We start from the raw sequence: 21,971 nt of genomic DNA on the forward strand, positions 1-21,971 counted from the left end.
AGCATCCAGGGAGCACTCCTTAGAATGAACAGATCCATTCAAGCGGAAGGTACTTTCGGAATCATAAAAAATGATCGTTGGTATAAAAGAATAGTCCGAAAAGGAATAGAATCCGTAAAACTTGAGGTTCTTTTGGTTTCAATAGGTCATAACTTATATAAATATCACAATAAAAAGATGCATCTCCAAGAAGCTGCCTGAGTTTAAAAAGTTTGTAGTTCTTGGGGAAAGGGGTATTATACTCTGTTTTTGCCAGAAACAGCATGCCTCACAAAAAAATGATATAAAAAGGGAGCTGGAAAAAATGATTATCTCATTTTTTCACAGCCCCTATTAAAATCTTAAATCAGAAAAGTTCCAATTGCCAGTGCGCTTGCAACAATTACAAAGCTGCACACTAAAGAAAGGACTTTCCTTCGAAATTCCGCGGCATCAGTGTACCGACCATTGTAGACTACTGTGTCAATAATCTTAGGACTCATTTTCTTAATATTATTTTCCATAATATCTCTCCCTAAACCCAAATGTTGATGGTAACCATAAGCGTTTAGTCTATATTATCGCGAAATTGTGTCTAAATTCGTACAAATGCATAAAGGGAATCTAAAAAAGTATAATAAAATACTAAAAAATTTAATTAAAAATGCTAAAATTGTCAGGCTATCAGCGGATGTTCTTGCAATTCTTCTCCGCGATGATGTAAAATACTGAATGTTTGACGCCGTAAGAATGGCAAATAGCATTAAATGTGGGATTAAAGACACAGAATATTTTAAATCCCGCATCAAGGAGGAACATGACAAAGGACGAATTTTTAAAAGCACTTCTGGCAGAGGGTTTTGTATGCGAAAAGAGCAGCCAGTATCCATCAGTGGTTTGCGATGCAAAGGATGTGAAGAAGACCGCCAAAAAGGTAAGAGCAGTAGCAAAAGATAAGGGCTACTCCTCATCATTCGCCATAAGAAGCTATAGAGATGGAATGGAGCTTATCTCCAAGGACGGCGCGGTTTCAAAGGATATGAGAAATGAGACAGTGGAAGAGCAGACAGAAGCAGCGACAGTTTCAATTAACGAGCCTATCCCCATGACTGCTCGTGCAGAGAATGCAAGCGCATAAGTTTAATTGCTTAATTCAAAGCGAAGTTTACATTCACAATGGATTTACGGTCCCTCTTTACCGAATAAACCGGTAAGGAGGGATTTTTAAATATAATAAACTGCTGCAGCTATAAGTGTTGCAATCAGTAAAACTGTTCCTGCCACAGGATAAACAAAAATCAAAGCATTTGTGGTTCCGTATATCGAGAGTACACCGGCAAATACGCTGCCTACACTATATGTGAGAATCGATGAATTCCATAGATTGATCAGCAATACAGGCAGTTGAATGTTTTTGATAAGCATGAAGGAATAGGGCACAACTCCCATAACCAGCGGGATTGCAAATGCATATATCATATAATATGAGTAAACGCCGTGGCTGAAATATTCATAGATTGCACCGAAGACAGCAAGGAATACCGTGCCCGCCAAACTGTAAATAAGATGATATTTTGCTGTGTCACGCGATGTAAACAATGTCGCTCACTCCTCTCTCTTTGATACTTCTTCCGGAAGTCGGATTATTCACTATCTGACCATTAAAATACATGGTTGATGATCCGCCGCCATCAAGATTATAAGCGGTAGTTACTCCAAGGTCCTGCATAAATTCTGCAAGCTCATAGAGACTAAGTCCTTCACTTTCTGAGGTTCTGCCGTCAGATACTACGAAAACATAGTGATTAGTATCTATGATGCCAATGGCGGTTCTGGGATTACTTGCCATTGCCATATCAACTTCATCATCTGTATCCACTGATATCGCGCCGTTTTCAATAAGCCCTGGGCCAAAGGAAAATGCCTGCCATACGCCTTTTTCCACAAGATCTTCCGCAGTATATTCACTGTCATTAATTACTTCCATTGTTCCGTTCGCATAGATGCACAGCACCTCAGAACCATCACCTTCACTTCTGTATACTATTCCGTTTCTGATCACATATCCGCTTTCCTGAACACCGTAGAAATCGCCGTTGATGGCTAGAATAGCGCTGTTTTCTTCTGCCATTTCCGAAGTGGTAGCTGTGATGTTTTTGCCATAGGTGTCATTGGCAAAAGCAGTTTTTAGGTATTCAGCGGAGGAAAGGGTTACGTCTGCTACATAAATTTTGGTATTGTACTGATCATATTCCGAAAGATTGATTGTTATGTTGTCGTCGCTGTAAGTGGTATCCCCTGTGTAGCTGTCTGACGCATCGATGGAGGATGAGGTCTCATTGGAGGCTTCTACTTCACTGACGGTATTAGTATTCACGGATTCAGAATTATGATGCTTCCTGTGCTTGCTAGTGCCATCCCCCTGAGATTCCTGCTTTATGGGTGTGTCAGAGGTACTTGATGAGCTAGCTGCAGAGTTATCAGCCGCTGCCTCTAAATCCTCAAATGCCGAGGCACTCATGGCCGATGCATTGGTAGTATAGCTTTTTGTAAGTACAAAAGTGTCCAAAGTGATATATATGGTAAATGCCGTCAGAGCAGCCGAGTATCCAATTATCCATAGGTATTTTTTCATTTTAAAAATCCTCAATTAGCGAATGTGCAAAATTTGAATCACCTAAGCCCGCATTTGTAAATACCGGGGTTGGCGATATCCTATAGACTAATTTTGTCTCATAAACCTAAAATTTACCTAAAAGAGAAACATCTAATATTGAAATTGCAGTTAGGCTCTGCTAACATATACCACAGAAATAAAAACAGCACATAAGAAGGGGAGAATATGCAGCTGGAATTACAGAATATTAAAAAGTCATACGGCGAAGGCGGAAGCCGCGTTGAGGTACTGAAGGACATAAGCCTCTGCGTGGAGAAGGGAGAGTTTGTGGTACTCCTTGGGCCGTCCGGATCCGGAAAATCTACGTTACTAAACATCATCGGGGGAATCGACACTGCCGATTCAGGCAAGATCATCATCAGAGAAAAAAGCATGTCCGACATGGACGAAAAGACATTAACTGCCTACAGAAGAGAGCATCTGGGCTATATCTTCCAAATGTACAATCTCATTCCAAATCTCACTGTAAGAGAAAATATTGAGGTCGGCGCATATCTTTCAAAAAATCCACTTAACATCGATGAAATAATTGAGACGCTGGGTCTTACAGAGCACCAGAATAAGGTTCCAAGTCAGCTCTCAGGCGGACAACAGCAGCGCTGTGCTATCGGAAGAGCAATCGTGAAAAATCCCGACATTCTGCTTTGCGATGAGCCCACGGGAGCTCTTGATTACAACACCTCCAAGGAAATCCTTTCACTTATTGAAGAGGTTAACCACAAGTATGGAAATACAGTTATCATGGTAACCCACAATGATGCCATAAAGAATATGGCTGATTTTGTAGTGAAGCTTCGTGATGGCGTTATCAGGAAAAGCTACAGAAACGAGACGAAGCAGACGGCTGCGGAGCTTGACTGGTAAATACAGGTTCCGGACAGTGTTCTTTTTAGTTAGGCACACAGGATAAGTGGCAACCGGCACAGACAAATAGGGGAGTTTTATGAGAAATCCGTTAAACAGAAGGCTTCTACGGGAGCTGACAGGGGATATAGGAAAATACATAGTTATCTTTGTTTTGATGGTATTGTCCATCGGCTTTGTTTCAGGCTTTTTGGTAGCAGGCGAGAGTATGAGTACTGCTTATGATGAAAGCTTTGAAAAATACAACATAGAGGATGGAAATTTCAGAACAGAGGAGAAGCTGACAAAATCCGAGAGAAAACACATAGAGAAAAAAGGTGTCACAATCTATGACAATTTCTATGTAGAAAAAAGCTTCGACAACAACACAAAGCTCAGGATTTTCGCAAACAGAGAAGAGATCGACAAGGTCTGTGTTATGGAGGGAAGACTTCCTGAAAACATAGGGGAGATCGCCATCGATAGAATGTATGCGGATAACAACGGACTTACGGTGAATGATACTTTGACATTAAAGCCCGGTCCCGGCGATAACCTTACTGCATCAGCCGGAAATAAAGCCATAGATAATACTTTATCTTCCGACGGCAAGACCTATAAAATCGTCGGTCTTGTGGCGCTCTCTGACTACAGCGCACTTTTTTACAGCAATAATGACATGATGTTTGATTCCTCTGCCTTTGGCGTAGCTGTGGTTTCAAAAGGTCAGTTTGACGAATATGATGAGGATGCCATTCATTACAACTACGGATGGCTTTATGATGAAAAGCCTGCTAACGAACTGGAAGAGAAAGATCTTTCCGATGATCTCATGGAGAGGATTTCTAAAAAAGTAACTCTGGAAAACTTTATTCCCCGCTATCTGAACCAGTCCATAACCTTTACAGGAGAGGATATCGGAAAAGACAGAGCGATGATGACAGTGCTCTTATATATAATGATTATCATTATCGCTTTTGTATTCGGCATCACAATAAACAATACAATTCACAGGGAATCAAATGTAATAGGAACTCTTAGGGCTTCTGGATATACCATAAATGAGCTTATACGCCATTACATGGCGATGCCTCTTATAGTGACGCTTATTGCAGCACTAATCGGTAATATCATGGGGTATACCTACTTTAAAAATGTTTGCGTGGCGATGTATTACGGAAGCTATTCACTACCTACATATGTTACCCTGTGGAACGCTGATGCATTCCTTAAGACCACAATAATTCCGATAATCATAATGCTTGTGATTACCTATTGTATCCTTAGAAGTAAACTTGCGCTTAGCCCGCTTAAGCTAATAAGGCGTGACCTTTCAGGAAAAAGACAAAAGCGTGCCATCATACTAAATAAGGCAATAAGATTCTTTGACAGATTCCGCATTCGAATACTTATACAGAACAAGAGCAGTTACATAACGCTTTTCGTTGGACTGTTTTTTGCAAATGTACTGCTGTTTTTCGGAATGATGCTGCCACCGCTTCTTACACACTTTCAGGGAGTGGTTACGGATAGCATGCTTGCGGAGCATATATATCTTTTGCAGATTCCCGTAGGAGCTATAGATGATGACAATCAGATAAATGTGGCGTTTTCATACGTTTTCCTGCAAAACAAAATACTTACCAATAATCCGGATGCAGAGAAATTCTCAGCATACAGCCTGAAAACTACGGGCGCAGACGGAAGCAGAGTAGATGAGGTGACAATCTACGGAGTTCGTGATGACAGCCGCTATATACACGCAGATTTCGATGAAAAAACAGTGCTGATATCCTCTGCATATGCAGATAAATACGGATACAAAGCAGGGGATGTAATAACTCTGAAAGAGCCCTATGAGGATAAATACTATGGCTTTAAGGTTACAGGAATTTATCCTTATGACGGCGGAATCACTGTGTTCATGAGCAAAAAACATCTGAATAGCACTGTTGGTATGGATGAAGATTTTTTCTCGGGGTATTTTTCAAGTAGCGAAATTACTGACATCGACAGCAAATACATTGGAACAGTAGTTGATAAGGAGTCGCTCACACGAGTGTCCAGACAGCTTATGATATCTATGGGCAATATCATGTACATGGTGGATGGATTCTCGGTAATCCTTTTTATAGTCCTGATCTACCTGCTTTCTAAGCTGATAATCGAGAGAAATGCCCAGTCCATCTCCATGGCGAAAATTCTCGGATATTCCCAGAAAGAGATCGCAGCTCTGTACATAATTCCTACAGCAATCGTGGTTGTGGCATCGCTCCTTATATCATATCCCATAATCACCTACGTGATGGTGTGGATATTCAGAGTTATGTTAAAGCAGATGATGAGCGGCTGGATGATTATCTGGCTTGACCCTAAGGTATACGCGGAAATGTTCCTTATGGCCATCGCAACCTACGCCGTTGTTGCTGCTCTCGAGTACCGGAAGATCCGCCACATACCAATGAATGAAGCTCTGAAAAACGTCGAATAATCAGGATTTAAACCCTTTGGCAGAAGTTGCCGTGCCAAAGGGTTTTTTCATGCCAAAATTCAAAACATTGCAAAAATTGTTATTCTTGTTGAATATTTTGGTTTATGTCCCAAAAGCTATGTAAAAAGCCGGGGTAAAGACTTAGTATAAGATGCGTAAACATAAATAAAGTAAATAAATATATATAGGAGCATACTTCGATGAAACAGTTTTTAGATAAAGATTTTGTGTTGCAGACTGAGACTGCAAAGCATCTTTTTCATGATTATGCTAAAGACCTGCCCATAATTGATTATCACTGTCACATTTCTCCTCAGGAGATCTATGAGGACAGACGGTTTGAGACACTGGCAGATGTATGGCTTGGCGGATATCAGCCTGACGGCTCAATAGCAGGAGACCACTATAAGTGGAGACTCATGAGATCGAACGGAATGCCGGAGGAACTGGTGACAGGAAGAGGTGACGACTTTGCACGCTTCAAGGGCTTTGCAGAGGTACTTACCAAGGCAATCGGTAATCCCATGTATCACTGGTGCAACTTAGAGCTTCAGAAATACTTCGGAATTACAGAGCCTCTTACACCGCAGAATGCAGAGGAGATCTGGAATAAGTGTAACGACAAGCTTAAAAACGATCCCGGGATGTCAGTCCGTGGCCTGATTAAGCAGAGCAACGTGGCATACGTTGGAACTACCGACGATCCCATAGACACACTTATCTGGCATGAAAAGATTGCAGAGGATAAGACCATAGACTTCCTTGTAAGACCTTCATTCAGGCCCGACAAAGCAGTAAATATTCACAAGGAAGGCTTTGCAGAATACATTGAAAAGCTTGCAAAATCAGTTAATAAGGCATCTCTTGATTCCACTCAGGACGTAATTGATGCACTTATTGAGAGAGTTGAGTTTTTTGCAGAGCATGGCTGCGTGGCATCGGATCACGGCCTTGATTATGTACCTTTCAGAAAGCTTTCTATGGAAGAGTGCGATAAGGCATTCAAGAAGGCTATGAAGGGCGAGGCAGTTACTGTGGAAGAGGCAGAAGGCTATCAGACAGCACTTCTTGTAGCCCTTGGAAAAGCCTATCACAGACTTGGAATAGCTATGGAGATTCATTATTCCTGCCTAAGAAACATCAATGAGAGACAGTTTAAGAATCTTGGACCTGATACAGGATATGACGCTATTGCCAATAATTCCTGCGGTGGAAACCTTGCAGCATTTTTATCTGAGCTTGATAAAACAGAAGAATTGCCAAAGACAATCGTATTTTCATTGAATCCTGCTGATAATGAGCAGATAGGAACAATAATCGGCGCCTTTCAGTCAGCAGAGATTCCCGGCAAGATTCAGCACGGACCTGCATGGTGGTTCAATGATTCCAAGTCAGGAATGGAAGAGCAGATGAAGTCCCTGGCTAACCTTGGTCTTCTCGGTAATTTCATAGGAATGCTCACAGATTCAAGATCCTTCCTGTCCTATACAAGACATGATTATTTCAGAAGAATCATGTGCAATCTCATAGGTAACTGGGTTGAGAATGGCGAGTATCCTAATGATGAAGAGGCCCTTAAATCCATAGTTCAGGGCATTTCCTATTACAACGCTAAGAGATATTTTGGAATATAGAAGGAATAAAAACGGAGGCACAAAATGGATTTTAATTTGAGAAAAGATGCAGCTTTTGATGCAGTATCACTTGGAGAAATTATGCTGAGACTGGATCCCGGCGAAGGAAGGATCAGAACAGCAAGACATTTTAACGCATGGGAAGGCGGCGGAGAATACAACGTAGTAAGAGGTCTTCGCAGATGCTTTGGCCTTAAGACCACAGTTCTTACAGCTTTTGCAGACAATGAAGTGGGTAAGCTTATGGAGGATCTGATTCTTCAGGGCGGCGTTGATACTTCTTTTATTAAATGGATGAAAACAGACGGAATCGGCAGAGAGTGCCGTAACGGTCTGAACTTTACAGAGAGAGGTTTTGGTATCCGCGGAGCTAAGGGCTGCTCAGACAGAGCAAACACGGCTATTTCCAAGGCAAAGCCCGAGGATTTCGACCTTGAGAGACTTTTTGGCGAGCTTGGTGTTAAGTGGCTTCACACAGGCGGCATCTATGCAGCACTTTCAGAGCAGTCCAGTGAGACCGTAATAGAAGTTATAAAAACAGCAAGAAAATACGGCACAGTAATCTCTTATGATCTTAACTATCGTCCTTCCATGTGGAGCGCAATCGGCGGCATCGAGAAGGCAAGAGAAGTAAATAAAGAGATCGCTAAATACGTTGACGTAATGATCGGTAACGAGGAAGACTTCACAGCATGCCTCGGCTTTGAAATAGAGGGTAATGATGAGAATCTTGCTAAGCTCGACATCGAAGGCTACAAGAAGATGATCAGAGAGGTTGTTAAGACTTATCCCAACTTCAAGGCAGTTGCTACAACTCTAAGAGAGGTTAAGACAGCTACCGTTAATGACTGGAGTGCACTTTGCTTCGCAGACGGCGAGATTTACAAGGCAAAGGATTATAAGGGCCTTGAGATCATGGACCGTGTAGGCGGCGGAGATTCCTTTGCATCAGGTCTTATCTACGGCCTTATGACAACAGGAGATGCACAGCTTGCAGTTGATTACGGTGCAGCTCACGGCGCACTTGCAATGACAACACCCGGTGATACTACCATGGCTGATAAGAGCGAGGTAGAGGCTATCATGGGCGGAAAAGGCGCACGAGTACAGCGCTGATTACATAATTACAAGTTAAGTTAGAATGGAGAGAAACAAAATGAGTGACATACTTGAACAACTTGCCGGATATGGCGTGGTACCTGTTGTAGTAATCGACAGAGTAGAAGATGCAGAGCCTCTTGCACAGGCACTGGTAAATGGCGGATTAAAGTGTGCTGAGGTTACATTCCGTACAGCAGCTGCCGCTGATGCTATTAAAATTATGACTGATAAGTACCCTGAGATGCTGGTTGGCGCAGGCACAGTTCTTACAACTGAGCAGGTTGAGCAGGCTATTGCAGCAGGTGCAAAATTCATCGTAAGCCCCGGCTTTGACGCTGAGGTAGTAGATTACTGCCTGGAAAAAGGCTATACAGTTGTACCCGGCGTAGCAACTCCTTCAGAGGCTGCACAGGGTATCAAGAGAGGCCTTAAGGTTCTTAAATTCTTCCCTGCAGAGCAGGCAGGTGGCCTTCCTATGATCAAGGCCATGGCAGCACCCTATACAGGTATCAAATTCATGCCTACAGGCGGCGTAAATGAGAAGAACATGAGAGATTACCTCTCATACGACAGAATCGCATGCTGCGGTGGTAGCTGGATGGTAAAGGGCGACCTTATCAAAGCCGGAAGCTTCGACAAGATCGAAGAAATGACAAGAGAAGCTGTGAATGTTGTAAAAGAGATCAGAGGAGATCGCTAAGCTTCTTATTATAGAAAAAATCATGTTCCATCTTGTAGAATTCTTCCCACATGGGGAGAGTTCTGCAGATGGATTTTCTTTCGCATACGTAGTCTTCGTCAGCAAGACATGCTACAGGTGCAATGGAGCCTTCCATTAGTTCTATTATTTCGCCTACAGAGTATTCGTCTGCAGATCTTGTAAGCTTATATCCGCCATGCTTTCCGCTGGCACCTTCAAGAATTTTTCCTTTAACGAGTTCTTTTGCAATAATCTCCAGGTATTTTTTGGAGATGTCCTGCCTTTCAGCGATATCTTTTAACGGAATATACTGGTCAGAATCCTGCTGCGCCAGATCTATCATAACTCTTAGGGCATATCTTCCCTTTGTAGAAAACATGTAGTACCTCCTATACTGTGAATGCTTTTGCCTATTATAACGCAAGGTAAATGGGTTAATCAATACAAATTTATGTGACATTTTTGTGATAAATGATAAAGTATTGTTTATATGAGATAAAAAATAGATTTATGAGAAGGGGAAAATTATGAAAAACAGAATTGTAACATTGGTAATTGCAGGTATTATGGCAACATCACTTTGTGCCTGCGGCAAAACGACAGAGACTGGAAAAGATGCTCAGACAGAGAACGCTGTTCAGGAAGAGCCCGCCCAGGAGGAAGCAGCTGATACCACAGAAGCTGAGGCAGAGGAGAGTTCCGAAGAAGCTTCCGTTGAAGAATCAACAGGGGAGACAGCAGAATCCGAAGAAACAGCTGAGGAAATCTTTTATGCTCCCGACATCGACATTACAGGTTGCGATACCTTCACGCAGATAATCGATGAAAAGCTTACAGATGGTATGGGCTATGCAAATGAAACCTTGGACCAGACAGATGTTTTCCTGGTTTGCAGCAGTGCCTATGATAACCTTGACGGCAATATGGCCGCCATCGATTCAGCGATTTTCATCTATAAGGATGGAGTTCCTTTCGAAGTAGGAAAGGTTGAGTCCGGCGGCACAGCCAATCCTCTTGCAATCAAGGATGGTAAGCTCTATGTAGGTACTCATCATAATATGACAAAGTACACAATTACGGACGATAAGCTCGTTGTAATGGAGCAGGCAGATGTTACCTATGATACAGACGGTAACGGCACCTATACCTATACATCTGATGATGGCGGCGACTACAGCAACATGGACAGCGCAGAAGCAGAGAAAATCTTCAACCAGCTTTATGAAGAGTATTTTGATGCAACAGTTGTAAACTTCAGCGTAGTTGGTGGCGGCGAAGCAGCTTCAGCAACAACGGAAGGTGCGCTTCCCGCATACGAGTATCCGGGTCCTGAGGTTTTCTATTATGAAGTATATAAGGCTGTAATGAATGAGTTTGGTGCGGGTTATGATCCTGCAGATGTTGGAATACCTTCAATCAACATCGCAGCTGAGGATGATTCAGATCCTGAGGATATGCGTATTTATGGCGATTTCTGCTACTATAACTACAAACTTAATGGTCAGACCCTGGAGACTCAGTCAGGCGGATCATATCCAGGCTGCATACATGTGAAGAACACAGATGAAGGCTATGAAGTAACTAATATCGAGGTTGTTGCTGACGGATCAGATTTCGATGAAAGCGCAAAGAAGATCATGGGCGATCATTATGATGAATTTATGAAGCTTTATTCAGATGACGAAGCAAAGGAACAGACTCGCTTGCAGATCATAGCCAACTATGTTGCGGCAAATGGATTAAATATCACAGCAGTTCAGGATTTTGGTTGGGATCCTGTGACACTTCCTGAAGAAAACATTGATACCTTTTACAGCAATCTGTAATAAAATAATAGATAAAATCTGGCGGGAGCTCCCACAAACATATGTGGGGGCTCCTATTTTGTACTTAAATCATATAAATAACACAATATGTAGAAGACGTTAAATTTTTTGATATTTTTATGGCTTAAGCTGTTGACATGCAGGTCTATGTAGAGTAGACTCTGATTAATAAGTCGATAGCAAATAGACCAAAGAGGGGGGTTGTCATGGCTGTTGAATTAGGAGAAGTTCAGTTGCAGTTTGCCAAGCTTATATGGGAAAAGGAGCCGGTTGGTTCCGGAGAACTGGTAAAGTTATGTTCAGAGGAATTTGGATGGAAAAAATCCACTACATACACAGTTCTTAAGAAGCTCTGCGAAAAGGGCCTCTTTAAAAACGAGGATGGAATAGTTTCATCCTTAATTTCCCAGGACGAATTTTATACAAGGAGAAGTGAAGAATTTGTAGAGGAGACTTTTGGCGGATCATTGCCCGCATTTCTGGCGGCATTTACATCCCATCAAAAGTTGTCGCAAAAGGAGTTGCAAGAGATCCAGAGGATTATTGACAACGCGAAAGACTAACAACAGAAAACAATAATAGGCATAAATACGGCTATCATCATACAAGTGCATAAGTAGTAAAAAACGTGAACAAAAACATACTTAGTCAGACGGAGGAATTGAAATGGAAACGATTTTTATGAAAGTAATTGAAATGAGTGTGGTAGCCGCATGCCTTATTGCTGTTGTTATAATTTTGCGCTTTCCGCTGAAAAAGGGGCCGAAGTGGTTTATGGGAGCACCCTGGTCTGTTGTAGCTCTTAGATTGATTCTGCCTTTTCAGATAGAATCAAGGATTGGAATTCTTCCCAATTTTCATGGCATTATAACTGTTTTTATATACGAAAGGTTTCAGTGGATATGGCTTGCCGGAGTGGCTATTGTCCTTATATACATGGGACACAGCTATTACTCCATCAAAAAACAGACAGAAGCTTCCGTTCAGGTGACAGAACTGGGAGATAACGTATATAAATGTGATGAAATAGATACGCCTTTTATACTTGGTATTTTTAATCCGAAAATATATCTGCCATCAGGGCTTGAAAATGAGACTATTACTAATGTGCTTGCACACGAAAGGGCACATATTCGCAGGGGCGATCACATAAAGAAACAGATCGGGTTCCTGCTGCTCGCAATTCATTGGTTCAATCCACTTGTATGGATTTCATATGCACTATTTTGTAAAGACTTAGAACTCTCCTGTGATGAAAAAGTAATCAGCCGTATGTCACTGGATGAGAAAAAGTCCTATGCTACATCACTTCTCCGGTGTAGCACAAACCAAAGATATGTTTTTGCATATCAGCTCGCCTTTGGCGGCATTGGTGTGGGAACGAGAGTAAACCAGATCTTCAACTACAAAAAGGCCTCCGGTTGGCTCATTATGTTGCTGACGATTATTACATTGGCGCTCTCTACCTGTTTTTTCACAAGCTCCGCTCAAAAGGGTCTTGATCTGGCAGTGGCGGAGGATGAAGAAAACGCCGAGCCTGTGGTAGAATTTCAGGACACTGATGAAGTGCCCGAAGAGGAAATGGTCGTTGAGACCAGTAAAGTAATCGTAAAGTTTCCTCATGCTGCAAGTCAGGAAGTTGTAGTAGAAGAACCGGATTTGGACACGACTGTTTATGCCGAATGGAGAGATGGTAATGTCATGATCATGCGTGGCCAGGAATTAGTGGCATCTCTGAGCAAACAGCAGATCAAACAGCTTTATATGGCCAAAGGATATACCGAGGCAGAATTGTCGGGTATGGAAAATGTGCTGGTCAAGGTTGAAGAGATAACAGATGATGGTTCCGGCGATCTCGCCCTGGATGAGAGCGAAGATAAGTCAGAGCTGGTCATAAAGTTCCAACTGCCCGGTAAAGAAGGGCAGACTGACTCTGTGAGATATGTCATACTACGACTGTTCATGAACGGTGAAGACAGCCGGAAAGACAAGCCGGAATTTGCCCCGGATTGAGGGATTTTATAACGCATGGATTTTCATGCAGATTTACAATATATATTGTACGAGGATAATCGCTATCGCTGCCAAAGCTACGGCTCCGGTGGCGATTATTTTTGATCTTAAAGTGTCTACGTCTATATATTTGCCATTACATTTAACAGCATCGATAATCTTATATTCTTTACTGAACTCATTCGTATTTTCCATAATTTCCCCTCCCCTGGTATACGTGATAAGAGTTAACGTACACACAATTTTGCATTTCAGAAAATGATAATATCAAAATATGTACAAAATAAGTCGGGGTTATAAAAGATTTATAAAAAATTATAAATAGTCTATGTGATAGTGACGGGACCGCGTAATATGTATTATTATAAGATGGAGTGAGTTTTTAATTCATAATTATGGAGGGGAAAATGCATAAAGTACAGTCAGAACACGTAAAGATTGCGAATCTGGAATCAGCACTGGAAGGCGCTTATGGGGCAGTGGATTCCTACATTGCAGAGGCAGGTATCAAAGACAAGAACGCTCTTCGCCTGCGTCTTCTCTCAGAAGAGGTATTAAGGCTTGCTAAATCCATCATAGGATACGGCATTATGGAATTCTGGTTAGAAGGAGATGCCAGAGTTTCAAGGATTTACCTCAAGGCTGAGAATCATCTTGACAGAGACAAGCAAAAGGAGCTGCTCTCTGTATCTTCAACTGGTGAGAATATTAGTGAAAGAGGCTTCTTTGGCAAGCTTTTATCTAATTTTATGATCGAATCACCCAAGAATTCAACCTGGTCATTAAAAGAATATGAGGATGATCTCAGGAAAAAGAAGGAAACCGACACGTTTTCTCAGGAAGCCTGGGATGATCTTGAGAGATCCATCGTAGCTAATCTTGCTGATGATATTGAAGTCGGTATCGACAAGAATACGATTCAGATGGTTGTTACCAAGGACTTTTCCGAGGTCCTTAAAACTATAGGATCAAAGCCTGCTGAAATTGTCAGCGGAATTACTATTATCGAGAGCAGCAAGCTCGATGAAGAAAGAGTATATAACAGAGGTGATGAGCTTATCAGCGAGCTTGAGATTTCACCTAAGGATGCAACCAGACTTAAACTCATTTATGAGGAGACAGTCGGCATGCTTAAAGCAATGACAACCGACTATAAAGCTGAAATCTGGTTCGAGAGATATAAAAAGGAGTGCTGCCTTAAGCTTACAGCCAAGACCGACATGAGTGCACCTGCAAAAAAGGAGCTTATCGATATTTCTTCTGATAAGAAGAACAGCTCTGTTAAGGGCGTTATGGGCAAAATCGGTGATGTCATTGAAAACGGTGTATTACACTATTCTGAGGTTATGAAGCTTAATCAGGAATATGGTGGAACGCCTGTAAACTATGGAACAATGGGTATCTATGGTGCAATGGATGGAATGGATCCCGCAGTTATGTGGTCATTGTCCGATTACAGAGATGCTCTTCCCGAAGTGGATGCCGAGAAAGAGGCGATCAGACAGGCTACAGATGAGCTTGAGAAATCTATCGTCGGAAGCCTGGCAGAAGACGTTCTTGTGGGAGTAAAGGGCAACAGAGTAGATATGACCATCGTTTATGAGCTTAGAGGTTGATTTAGACGCATACAGGAAAATAGACATAAAAACAGACATAATTTCATTCCGGGAGGAGAGAAAATGAAGATCAACAAGACAGAAAATGGAAGCGAGTTACTTATAGCAGTGGTTGGAAGACTGGATACTACCACATCACCGCAGCTTGATGAAGAGCTTAAGTCACTGAATGGTATAGAAAAACTTGTTTTTGATTTTAAAGAGCTTGAATATATCTCATCAGCCGGTTTAAGAGTTCTGCTTTCCGCACAGAAGGTTATGAATAAGCAGGGTAGCATGGTTATCAAAAATGTTAACGAGACCATAAATGAGATTTTTGAAGTAACAGGATTTGTAGATATTCTTACAATTGAGTAAGATCAGGTAGCGGGCAGAAATGTCCAATATTTATGAAAATGGAATATATTATATGAAACGAGCTCCCAAGGTGACAAAACGCCAAGGGAGCTTTATTATTCAATAGGAAATTCCTTCAGATTTCCTATTGAATAATAAGCGCTCCGCTAAGGATGCGACTGGTGCGCAGATGAATTTTGCAAGCTAAAGCTTGCGCGCACCAGCGCGCAAAGAGTCGCGAGCGACTCTTTGTTCTTTAGGATTTACAAGCCGCGGTATTTGCGGGACAGGTACAGAGACAGTAGGAAAAGGCCTATGGTCTCAGTGGCGTGATAGATGAGTGATGTCCAAACGATGCCCACAGAGCGCCCCATAAGGCTCACCGTCTGCATCTGAAAAACTCCGAAGGCCAGCATAAACAAAACCAGAATAACCAAAGATGCAATCCTTAAATAAGGATCACTTAAGAAAATACCGGTCATAACGACACCCAGCAAAATGGCGCAGAGCATTTCTATATATTTAAAGCCGTGAGTCATATTGTAAAGCATTACAAAGGTACCGTCTGAAAGACCATCGCTGCCGGATAGGGCAGTCATCAGAATACTTATGAAACGTCTGTACATGATGGAGGTAAACACATAGATTAATTCAGAGCCCACGAAAATAACAGTCCAGAGCTGAAGAAGCCTGCTCACTGAGGAACCGGACAGGGATGCAATCTTGTCGCCTATGAATTCTTTTTGAAGAAGACCCATTTCTTTTCTGTCTTCGGCAGGAATAAGGCTGATGTAGTAGTCGAGTTTTTTCCAGGCAAAAAAGAATACAAGGGTAGCAAGAATTATCTGGGCAGCGGAAATGAAAAGCTGTGATCTCCAAAGGACGGTATCCAGCATATCAGGGCTTAAAGAGCTCTGTTTTTGCAGGATAAAGCGAAGTCCTGCTTCGCACAGAGCGGCTAAGACTTTTATAATAGCAACCATCATTATGGAGTTGGATAAAATATGTTTCTTGGCATTTGTGTACATATTCTCACCGGATGTTGTATTATAAGAAATAGTATTCTTTTTTTATCTTATCATATTTTGACTAAATAATCGTTAAGATAAGAGAGAATAGAGAGTTTTTTGGGACGGGGAGAAACTATCTTTAATGAGTAATAATCAGGCTAAATCAGGCAAAAGAAGAACTATATCAGAGAAAACCAAGTTTTCCATTTTGAAAACATCTGTAATCGTCGGAATCATATCGCTACTTGTTTCGCTGTCTTTTTATGCCGTGTCGCTGACAAAACAGTATATCAGGGTTGCGGACGGAACAGCTAAACAGACCAGAATGTCCATTATACATACCACGGATGTGGTAGGCTATTCTAAGCAGGTTATGGATATCTATCATAGTCTTACTGAAGATCAGAAGATGCTGGTGGGTACCCGGGCCTACAGAGATTTTTTTGCGGATGTAGATATGGGTAAGGGAAGTACCTATTATTCTTTGACGGATATGCTTGGCGATATTGGCAGTTATCATGACATATATGATGTTTATGTGGCTATGTACGATAGCGAAAGCAGCAGGATTATTTACCTGGTTGATGCAGATGAAGTCCCGGAGGATCGCCTTTTACCGGGAGATTGGGAGCCGGTAAACCATAAGGGAATGATGAGATTCCTTGGAACTGATGGCGATGAGGTACTTACTGATTTTGAGTTTACCGAAAAATATGGTTTATTATGCTCTGTTGCGGTACCGATTGAGGATGCTGATGGCAATATATGTTCATTCGTTCTGGTAGATATTTCAATAAAAGAAATTGTTACCGGAATGGCGGAGTTTTCAATAAGGCTCATCCTTGTGGTGATAGTGGTTACCATTTTGCTGGCATGGATTCAGACCAAACGTATCAAGGTAAAACTGGTTGAACCTATCAAACAGATTGAGAAGGCATCCAGGAACTATGTAAAAAGCAGGCATGAAGGCAATACAAATAGGGAGCTTTTTTCAGCACTGGATATCCATACAGGTGATGAAATTGAGGATCTTAGTAAGACCATGATCCAGATGGAGAAGGAGCTTGACGAATACGAGGAGAACCTTACCAAGATCACGGCTGAAAAAGAGCGAATAGGTACGGAGCTTGCCTTGGCCACCAAGATTCAGGCTTCAATGCTGCCCAACACCTTTCCGCCTTTCCCGGATCGGCATGAGATGGATATTTTTGCCATAATGGATCCTGCAAGAGAGGTGGGCGGTGATTTTTACGATTATTTCTTTATTGATGACGATCATCTGTGTATACTGATAGCTGATGTTGCGGGCAAGGGCATTCCTGCTGCTCTTTTCATGATGGTATCCAAGATTATCATGCAGAGCTGTGCAATGCTTGGAAGATCTGCTGCAGAGATCATGGAAAAAACCAACGAGGCCCTGTGTTCCAATAATAAGCTTGGAATGTTTGTGACTTCCTGGCTTGGAATACTTGAGGTTTCTACAGGCAAAATGACCTGCGCAAACGCCGGTCATGAATATCCGGCAATCATGAGAGCAGGCGGCAAATTCGAGCTTTTCAAGGATAAGCACGGTTTTGTTATAGGCGGCATGGATGGCTCTAAGTACAAGGAGTATGAGCTTACGGTTTCGCCGGGAGATAAGATTTTCCTGTATACAGACGGAGTTCCGGAGGCAACAAACTCTGAAAATGAGATGTACGGAACAAAGCGTATGGTTGAAGCACTCAATATAGAGCCTGAAGCAACACCCTTTAAGATCCTTCAGAATGTTCGAGCCGACGTAGACAAGTTCGTGGGCGGAGCAGAGCAGTTTGATGATCTGACCATGCTATGCGTGGAATATCGCGGAAAATAGCATAAAAATATATTTTTGTAGGAGATAAGATGAATTTAAAGTCATTACCGATCGGACAGTCGGCAGTTATAAAAAGCGTGGGAGGAAGCGGCGCACTGAGGCAGCACTTCCTGGATATGGGTGTGATTCCCGGTGCAGAGGTCACAGTTATTAAGTTTGCACCTATGGGAGATCCCATGGAGCTTCAGATTCACGGTTATGAGCTTACCCTGCGTCTTGCTGATGCTGAAAAGATTGAGATAGAGATTATTTCAGAGAGAACCAATAAACACGAGAGAATAACCAAAATTGAGAATTCCGAGCACCCGGGACTTGGTGAAGATGGCAGATACCATGCACCCGGTGAAGGAGAAAAGCTTCCCGAGGGAACTGTTTTGACTTTTGCCCTAGTGGGTAATCAGAACTGCGGAAAAACCACACTTTTTAATCAGCTGACAGGATCAAACCAACATGTGGGTAATTTTCCCGGTGTTACAGTGGACAGAAAGGATGGACCGATAAAAGACCACCCTAATACTATGGTGACTGATCTTCCCGGAATTTATTCCATGTCTCCCTACAGCAGCGAGGAGATTGTATCAAGGAATTTTGTACTATCAGAGCATCCAAAGGCGATTATCAATATCGTTGATGCCATGAACATAGAGAGAAACCTGTATCTGACCATGCAGCTTCTGGAGATGAATATTCCCATGGTTGTTGCGCTTAACATGATGGATGAGGTCAAGGGCAATAACGGCTCCATCGATATTAACAAGATGGAAGAGCTTCTTGGAGTGCCGGTTGTACCCATTTCCGCAGCCAAAAACGAAGGTGTTGCCGAGCTTATAAGGCACGCCGTTCATATCGCAGAGTATCAGGAAAGACCTGTTAAGCAGGATTTTTGCCAGAAAACAGACCACGGCGGAGCAATTCACCGTGCCATTCATACTGTTGAAAATATAATCGAAGACCACGCCGAGAGAGCGGGACTTCCCATCAGATTTGCCACAACCAAGGCAATAGAAGGGGATTCTCTTATTTATAAACAGCTTGCTCTTGATGAAAATGAGCTTGAGATGATAGAGCACACCATCGTTCAGATGGAAAAAGAAGGTGGAATGGACAGAAGCGCAGCTATTGCGGATATGCGCTACGATTTTATCGAGCGTGTCTGTGAGCAGACTGTGGTTAAGCCCGGTGAGAGTAAGGAAAGAATCCGTTCCGAGAAAATAGATATGATTTGTACCGGAAAATGGACGGCTATTCCCTGCTTTGTCATTATCATGACTCTGGTATTCTATCTGACCTTCAATGTAGTAGGTCCATTTTTGCAGGATTTAATCGCTATGGGCGTTGAAGCATTGCAGGATAAGGTTGATGCCTGGATGACCTTGGCAGGCGTAAATGAGGCCATAAAGTCACTTGTAACAAAGGGTATTTTTGAAGGTGTGGGAAGCGTGCTGAGCTTCCTTCCTATAGTAGTTACGCTGTTCTTTTTCCTGTCGCTTATGGAAGATAGCGGATATATCGCAAGAGTTGCGTTTTTCATGGATAAGCTATTAAGACGTATCGGTCTGTCCGGCAGAAGTATCGTACCTTTGCTGATCGGCTTTGGATGTACAGTGCCGGCTGTTATGGCCACAAGGACACTTCCTTCAAGGCGAGATAGAAGGATGACCATACTGCTGACACCTTTTATGAGCTGTACCGCAAAGCTGCCTATTTATGCATTTTTTGTAAGTGCATTTTTCCCGGGAAGGGGAGGTTTTATCATCACCGGTCTCTATTTCCTTGGAATATTGGTGGGTATTCTTGTTGCGCTCATATATAAAAATACGCTGTTTAAGGGCGAAGCGGTTCCCTTTGTTATGGAGCTGCCCAACTATCGTATGCCGGGAGCAAGAAATGTACTTCAGCTCCTGTGGGAAAAGGCCAAGGACTTTATAACCAGAGCCTTCAGTATCATTTTCCTTGCAACAATTGCAGTGTGGTTCCTGCAGAGCTTTGATCTGCACCTTAACTACATAACTGATTCATCAAGCAGTATTATGGCAAAAATAGCAGGTGTTCTTGTTCCGATCTTTGTGCCCCTTGGGCTGGGAGACTGGAGAGTAGTAACCTCTCTTATCAGCGGCTTTATCGCCAAGGAGAGCGTTATCACCACTATGGGAGTCCTCTTCGAGGACGGCGTGGAAGCTGCCCTCAGCACCACCGCAGCCGCTACTTTGTTGGTATTCTCCCTTCTCTACACACCCTGCGTTGCAGCCATTGCATCCATCCGCAGAGAACTGGGCTCCAAGTACTCCATCAGCGTCGTAGTATGGCAGTGCATCATAGCCTGGATCGCCGCCTTCATCGTGAAGCTGGTTGCATGATGTAAATTCGGAAACTCCCATGCCGGTATGAATATAAGAAGCCTGGGCCCCAGCGGATTATTCCGAAAAGCTCCGGCTGTGGTACAAATGGTCAGACAGGCTTTTTCATTCCGTGACTCAAAGCATTCCCAAATCCTGCGCCGGATATAAACATGTGTGATTTTTGCAAAACTCGTACATTTCCGAAAGATAGCAAAAAGCCCCATGTAGTCATTTCAAGTCTCTATAGCTGAATAATCTCGCGAAGATAACGAGACTTGAAATGACTGCAAGGGGCTGTGCTATCTTTCGGAAATGTCCTCAAACATGTTGCAAAATCACACATATATCCGGCGCAGGATTTGGGAATTTCGTCAGAGGAATGAAAAAGCCTATCCGACCATTCTATCCACAGTCGGAGCTTTTCGTGCTACACATCCGCTGGGGCCCAGGCTTCTACATCATACCGGCATGGGAGTTTCTAATTTAAATATGATATAGTAGCCTCTTGGAGTAGGTATTTCGGTATGCGCTTGGTGTTAATCCTGTAACGCGCTTGAAGGTACGGGAGAAGTTGTGCATGTCGGAAAAGCCCACTTCTGAGGCTATTTCTGTAATGGTTCTGTCACTGTCAGTCAGGTAAAAGCTGGCAGTTTCTATTTTTGTAGATGTTATAAATTGTTTGAGGGAGATGCCTCTTACCTCACTGAAAAGGTGCGAAAGGTACTTTGGGCTGTAGCCAAAGGCGTCTGCAATATCTGTGGTCTTTAAGTTCTTGGAGATATTTCGTCTAATATAGTCTGTGATATCTGAATAGATTTGTTTGTTGCCGATGGAGTCAGTATCCGTGGGAAGTTCTATGGATAGCTGTCCGTAAAGTTCTGTAATAAGGGCGGTTATCTCGGCATTTAGTGAGATATCGGGGTAATTGTTCCTCTCCATATCCTGAAGCTGTTTCATTTTCACTATCATCCTTTGGGGACTGGGAACAGCAGCGGTCTGAGGAATCATGAAGCAGCCTGCTCTTTCATAGGTGATCTGCTCACCTGGGCGGATTCTTGCTGGAATATGCCCCAAATCAACAGTGAAATGCAACCAATAAAAGGAACAATAGGCTTTTTTTAGTCCCTTGCGCACGGAATCACTGGGCGGAAGGATCAGATATTCTCCGGTCATAACCGTGAAATCTTCATCCATATATCTAAGGTACAGAGTTCCTTCTGTGACCACTATCAGCTCATAATCAAATTCAAGAGGCAATACCTCGTGTTTCCAGTTGTCAGAGAGAGCCTGAAATTTCCCTGATCTTAGATAACGAAAAAGTTGTTCCTTGGGGAAAACCATTAGTTTATTTTCCGGTTTAAATGATTTTTTATTGGACATATTGACACCTTATATAGAAAAATGACACAAATATAGCAAAAATAACACCAAATAATACAATAAGTATCATTATAAGCGGTATATGAGCCAATTTTCAATACAATCCAAAATGACACATTTTCTATCCTTGTACCATTCTAATCGAATTCCCAAAATGATAATCTAAAACAA

20 protein-coding genes are annotated in these 21,971 nt (G+C 42.4%); 14 read left to right on the top strand and 6 right to left on the bottom strand.

The window, feature by feature from the left end; genetic code table 11:
• On the top strand, positions 1-201 hold a 201-nt coding region (locus tag G603_RS0113400; RefSeq protein ID WP_051198106.1), incomplete at its 5' end, for a transposase.
• Between the two features lie 595 nt (positions 202-796).
• Positions 797-1,117: a hypothetical protein gene (locus G603_RS0113410; RefSeq protein ID WP_026670554.1), complete on the top strand. Its 321-nt coding sequence runs from the start codon at positions 797-799 to the stop codon at positions 1,115-1,117.
• An 86-nt stretch (positions 1,118-1,203) separates the two neighbouring features.
• On the opposite strand, the gene G603_RS0113415 is transcribed toward G603_RS0113410, so the two are convergent.
• A complete protein-coding gene (locus tag G603_RS0113415; protein ID WP_051207878.1) occupies positions 1,204-1,578 on the bottom strand; it encodes a hypothetical protein in 375 nt (124 codons plus the stop codon).
• On the bottom strand, positions 1,562-2,614 hold the full coding sequence (locus G603_RS0113420; protein ID WP_026525371.1) for a phosphodiester glycosidase family protein: 1,053 nt from the start codon (positions 2,612-2,614) through the stop codon (positions 1,562-1,564). Before G603_RS0113420 ends, G603_RS0113415 begins: the two co-directional genes overlap by 17 nt.
• A gap of 207 nt (positions 2,615-2,821) precedes the next feature.
• Between G603_RS0113420 and G603_RS0113425 the strand changes: the two genes are divergently transcribed.
• From G603_RS0113425 to G603_RS0113445, 5 genes are all read left to right on the top strand, one after another.
• Positions 2,822-3,520, top strand: coding sequence for an ABC transporter ATP-binding protein (locus G603_RS0113425; RefSeq protein ID WP_026670556.1), 699 nt, complete (start codon positions 2,822-2,824; stop codon positions 3,518-3,520).
• Between the two features lie 79 nt (positions 3,521-3,599).
• Positions 3,600-5,990, top strand: coding sequence for an ABC transporter permease (locus G603_RS0113430; RefSeq protein ID WP_026670557.1), 2,391 nt, complete (start codon positions 3,600-3,602; stop codon positions 5,988-5,990).
• A gap of 200 nt (positions 5,991-6,190) precedes the next feature.
• Positions 6,191-7,624 carry a glucuronate isomerase gene (gene uxaC, locus G603_RS0113435; RefSeq protein WP_026525368.1) on the top strand — a complete coding sequence of 478 codons (1,434 nt, stop codon included), beginning with the start codon at positions 6,191-6,193 and terminating at the stop codon, positions 7,622-7,624.
• A gap of 24 nt (positions 7,625-7,648) precedes the next feature.
• The gene (locus tag G603_RS0113440; RefSeq protein ID WP_026495788.1) at positions 7,649-8,740 is read left to right on the top strand and encodes a sugar kinase; all 1,092 of its coding nucleotides are present in this window, start codon (positions 7,649-7,651) and stop codon (positions 8,738-8,740) included.
• Positions 8,741-8,780: 40 nt separating this feature from the next.
• Positions 8,781-9,425 (top strand): bifunctional 4-hydroxy-2-oxoglutarate aldolase/2-dehydro-3-deoxy-phosphogluconate aldolase, encoded by a 645-nt coding sequence (locus G603_RS0113445; protein ID WP_026525367.1) that lies wholly within the window; start codon positions 8,781-8,783, stop codon positions 9,423-9,425.
• Here the strand turns inward: G603_RS0113445 and G603_RS0113450 are convergent.
• Positions 9,409-9,804, bottom strand: a complete 396-nt coding sequence (locus tag G603_RS0113450; RefSeq protein WP_026525366.1) for an RrF2 family transcriptional regulator — start codon at positions 9,802-9,804, stop codon at positions 9,409-9,411. The two genes, G603_RS0113445 and G603_RS0113450, sit on opposite strands and share 17 nt — an antisense overlap.
• Positions 9,805-9,952: 148 nt before the next feature.
• Between G603_RS0113450 and G603_RS0113455 the strand changes: the two genes are divergently transcribed.
• The 3 genes from G603_RS0113455 (at position 9,953) to G603_RS0113465 (ending at position 13,264) form a co-directional block, all read left to right on the top strand.
• Positions 9,953-11,251 (top strand): hypothetical protein, encoded by a 1,299-nt coding sequence (locus tag G603_RS0113455; RefSeq protein ID WP_026525365.1) that lies wholly within the window; start codon positions 9,953-9,955, stop codon positions 11,249-11,251.
• 206 nt (positions 11,252-11,457) lie between these two features.
• Positions 11,458-11,814, top strand: coding sequence for a BlaI/MecI/CopY family transcriptional regulator (locus tag G603_RS0113460; RefSeq protein WP_026525364.1), 357 nt, complete (start codon positions 11,458-11,460; stop codon positions 11,812-11,814).
• Between the two features lie 103 nt (positions 11,815-11,917).
• Positions 11,918-13,264, top strand: a complete 1,347-nt coding sequence (locus G603_RS0113465; protein ID WP_026525363.1) for a M56 family metallopeptidase — start codon at positions 11,918-11,920, stop codon at positions 13,262-13,264.
• A gap of 33 nt (positions 13,265-13,297) precedes the next feature.
• Here G603_RS0113465 and G603_RS22425 read toward each other — a convergent pair whose 3' ends face one another.
• Positions 13,298-13,459 carry a hypothetical protein gene (locus G603_RS22425; protein WP_155831043.1) on the bottom strand — a complete coding sequence of 54 codons (162 nt, stop codon included), beginning with the start codon at positions 13,457-13,459 and terminating at the stop codon, positions 13,298-13,300.
• A gap of 212 nt (positions 13,460-13,671) precedes the next feature.
• Between G603_RS22425 and G603_RS0113475 the strand changes: the two genes are divergently transcribed.
• Both G603_RS0113475 and G603_RS0113480 read left to right on the top strand, forming a co-directional pair.
• Positions 13,672-14,880 (top strand): hypothetical protein, encoded by a 1,209-nt coding sequence (locus tag G603_RS0113475; RefSeq protein WP_026525362.1) that lies wholly within the window; start codon positions 13,672-13,674, stop codon positions 14,878-14,880.
• Between the two features lie 63 nt (positions 14,881-14,943).
• Positions 14,944-15,237 carry an STAS domain-containing protein gene (locus tag G603_RS0113480; RefSeq protein WP_026525361.1) on the top strand — a complete coding sequence of 98 codons (294 nt, stop codon included), beginning with the start codon at positions 14,944-14,946 and terminating at the stop codon, positions 15,235-15,237.
• A 242-nt stretch (positions 15,238-15,479) separates the two neighbouring features.
• Here the strand turns inward: G603_RS0113480 and G603_RS0113485 are convergent, their stop codons facing one another.
• Positions 15,480-16,244, bottom strand: a complete 765-nt coding sequence (locus tag G603_RS0113485) for a hypothetical protein (RefSeq protein ID WP_026670558.1) — start codon at positions 16,242-16,244, stop codon at positions 15,480-15,482.
• A gap of 124 nt (positions 16,245-16,368) precedes the next feature.
• Between G603_RS0113485 and G603_RS20415 the strand changes: the two genes are divergently transcribed.
• A complete protein-coding gene (locus G603_RS20415; protein WP_051207881.1) occupies positions 16,369-18,081 on the top strand; it encodes a PP2C family protein-serine/threonine phosphatase in 1,713 nt (570 codons plus the stop codon).
• A 29-nt stretch (positions 18,082-18,110) separates the two neighbouring features.
• On the top strand, positions 18,111-20,438 hold the full coding sequence (gene feoB / locus G603_RS0113495; RefSeq protein WP_026670559.1) for a ferrous iron transport protein B: 2,328 nt from the start codon (positions 18,111-18,113) through the stop codon (positions 20,436-20,438).
• 465 nt (positions 20,439-20,903) lie between these two features.
• Here the strand turns inward: feoB and G603_RS0113500 are convergent, their stop codons facing one another.
• Positions 20,904-21,800: a helix-turn-helix domain-containing protein gene (locus G603_RS0113500; RefSeq protein WP_081669939.1), complete on the bottom strand. Its 897-nt coding sequence runs from the start codon at positions 21,798-21,800 to the stop codon at positions 20,904-20,906.
• Positions 21,801-21,971 lie beyond the last annotated feature (171 nt).

This window comes from Butyrivibrio sp. AE3006, assembly GCF_000424165.1.
GTDB lineage: Bacteria > Bacillota > Clostridia > Lachnospirales > Lachnospiraceae > Butyrivibrio.

What these genes read in the sequence shown, in the direction of transcription:
- G603_RS0113410 (WP_026670554.1), top strand. Translation starts at nt 797, where the DNA reads ATGACAAAGGACGAATTTTTAAAAGCACTTCTGGCAGAGGGTTTTGTA.
- G603_RS0113420 (WP_026525371.1), bottom strand. Translation starts at nt 2,614, where the DNA reads ATGAAAAAATACCTATGGATAATTGGATACTCGGCTGCTCTGACGGCA.
- G603_RS0113425 (WP_026670556.1), top strand. Translation starts at nt 2,822, where the DNA reads ATGCAGCTGGAATTACAGAATATTAAAAAGTCATACGGCGAAGGCGGA.
- G603_RS0113430 (WP_026670557.1), top strand. Translation starts at nt 3,600, where the DNA reads ATGAGAAATCCGTTAAACAGAAGGCTTCTACGGGAGCTGACAGGGGAT.
- uxaC (WP_026525368.1), top strand. Translation starts at nt 6,191, where the DNA reads ATGAAACAGTTTTTAGATAAAGATTTTGTGTTGCAGACTGAGACTGCA.
- G603_RS0113440 (WP_026495788.1), top strand. Translation starts at nt 7,649, where the DNA reads ATGGATTTTAATTTGAGAAAAGATGCAGCTTTTGATGCAGTATCACTT.
- G603_RS0113445 (WP_026525367.1), top strand. Translation starts at nt 8,781, where the DNA reads ATGAGTGACATACTTGAACAACTTGCCGGATATGGCGTGGTACCTGTT.
- G603_RS0113450 (WP_026525366.1), bottom strand. Translation starts at nt 9,804, where the DNA reads ATGTTTTCTACAAAGGGAAGATATGCCCTAAGAGTTATGATAGATCTG.
- G603_RS0113455 (WP_026525365.1), top strand. Translation starts at nt 9,953, where the DNA reads ATGAAAAACAGAATTGTAACATTGGTAATTGCAGGTATTATGGCAACA.
- G603_RS0113460 (WP_026525364.1), top strand. Translation starts at nt 11,458, where the DNA reads ATGGCTGTTGAATTAGGAGAAGTTCAGTTGCAGTTTGCCAAGCTTATA.
- G603_RS0113465 (WP_026525363.1), top strand. Translation starts at nt 11,918, where the DNA reads ATGGAAACGATTTTTATGAAAGTAATTGAAATGAGTGTGGTAGCCGCA.
- G603_RS22425 (WP_155831043.1), bottom strand. Translation starts at nt 13,459, where the DNA reads ATGGAAAATACGAATGAGTTCAGTAAAGAATATAAGATTATCGATGCT.
- G603_RS0113475 (WP_026525362.1), top strand. Translation starts at nt 13,672, where the DNA reads ATGCATAAAGTACAGTCAGAACACGTAAAGATTGCGAATCTGGAATCA.
- G603_RS0113480 (WP_026525361.1), top strand. Translation starts at nt 14,944, where the DNA reads ATGAAGATCAACAAGACAGAAAATGGAAGCGAGTTACTTATAGCAGTG.
- G603_RS0113485 (WP_026670558.1), bottom strand. Translation starts at nt 16,244, where the DNA reads ATGTACACAAATGCCAAGAAACATATTTTATCCAACTCCATAATGATG.
- G603_RS20415 (WP_051207881.1), top strand. Translation starts at nt 16,369, where the DNA reads ATGAGTAATAATCAGGCTAAATCAGGCAAAAGAAGAACTATATCAGAG.
- feoB (WP_026670559.1), top strand. Translation starts at nt 18,111, where the DNA reads ATGAATTTAAAGTCATTACCGATCGGACAGTCGGCAGTTATAAAAAGC.
- G603_RS0113500 (WP_081669939.1), bottom strand. Translation starts at nt 21,800, where the DNA reads ATGTCCAATAAAAAATCATTTAAACCGGAAAATAAACTAATGGTTTTC.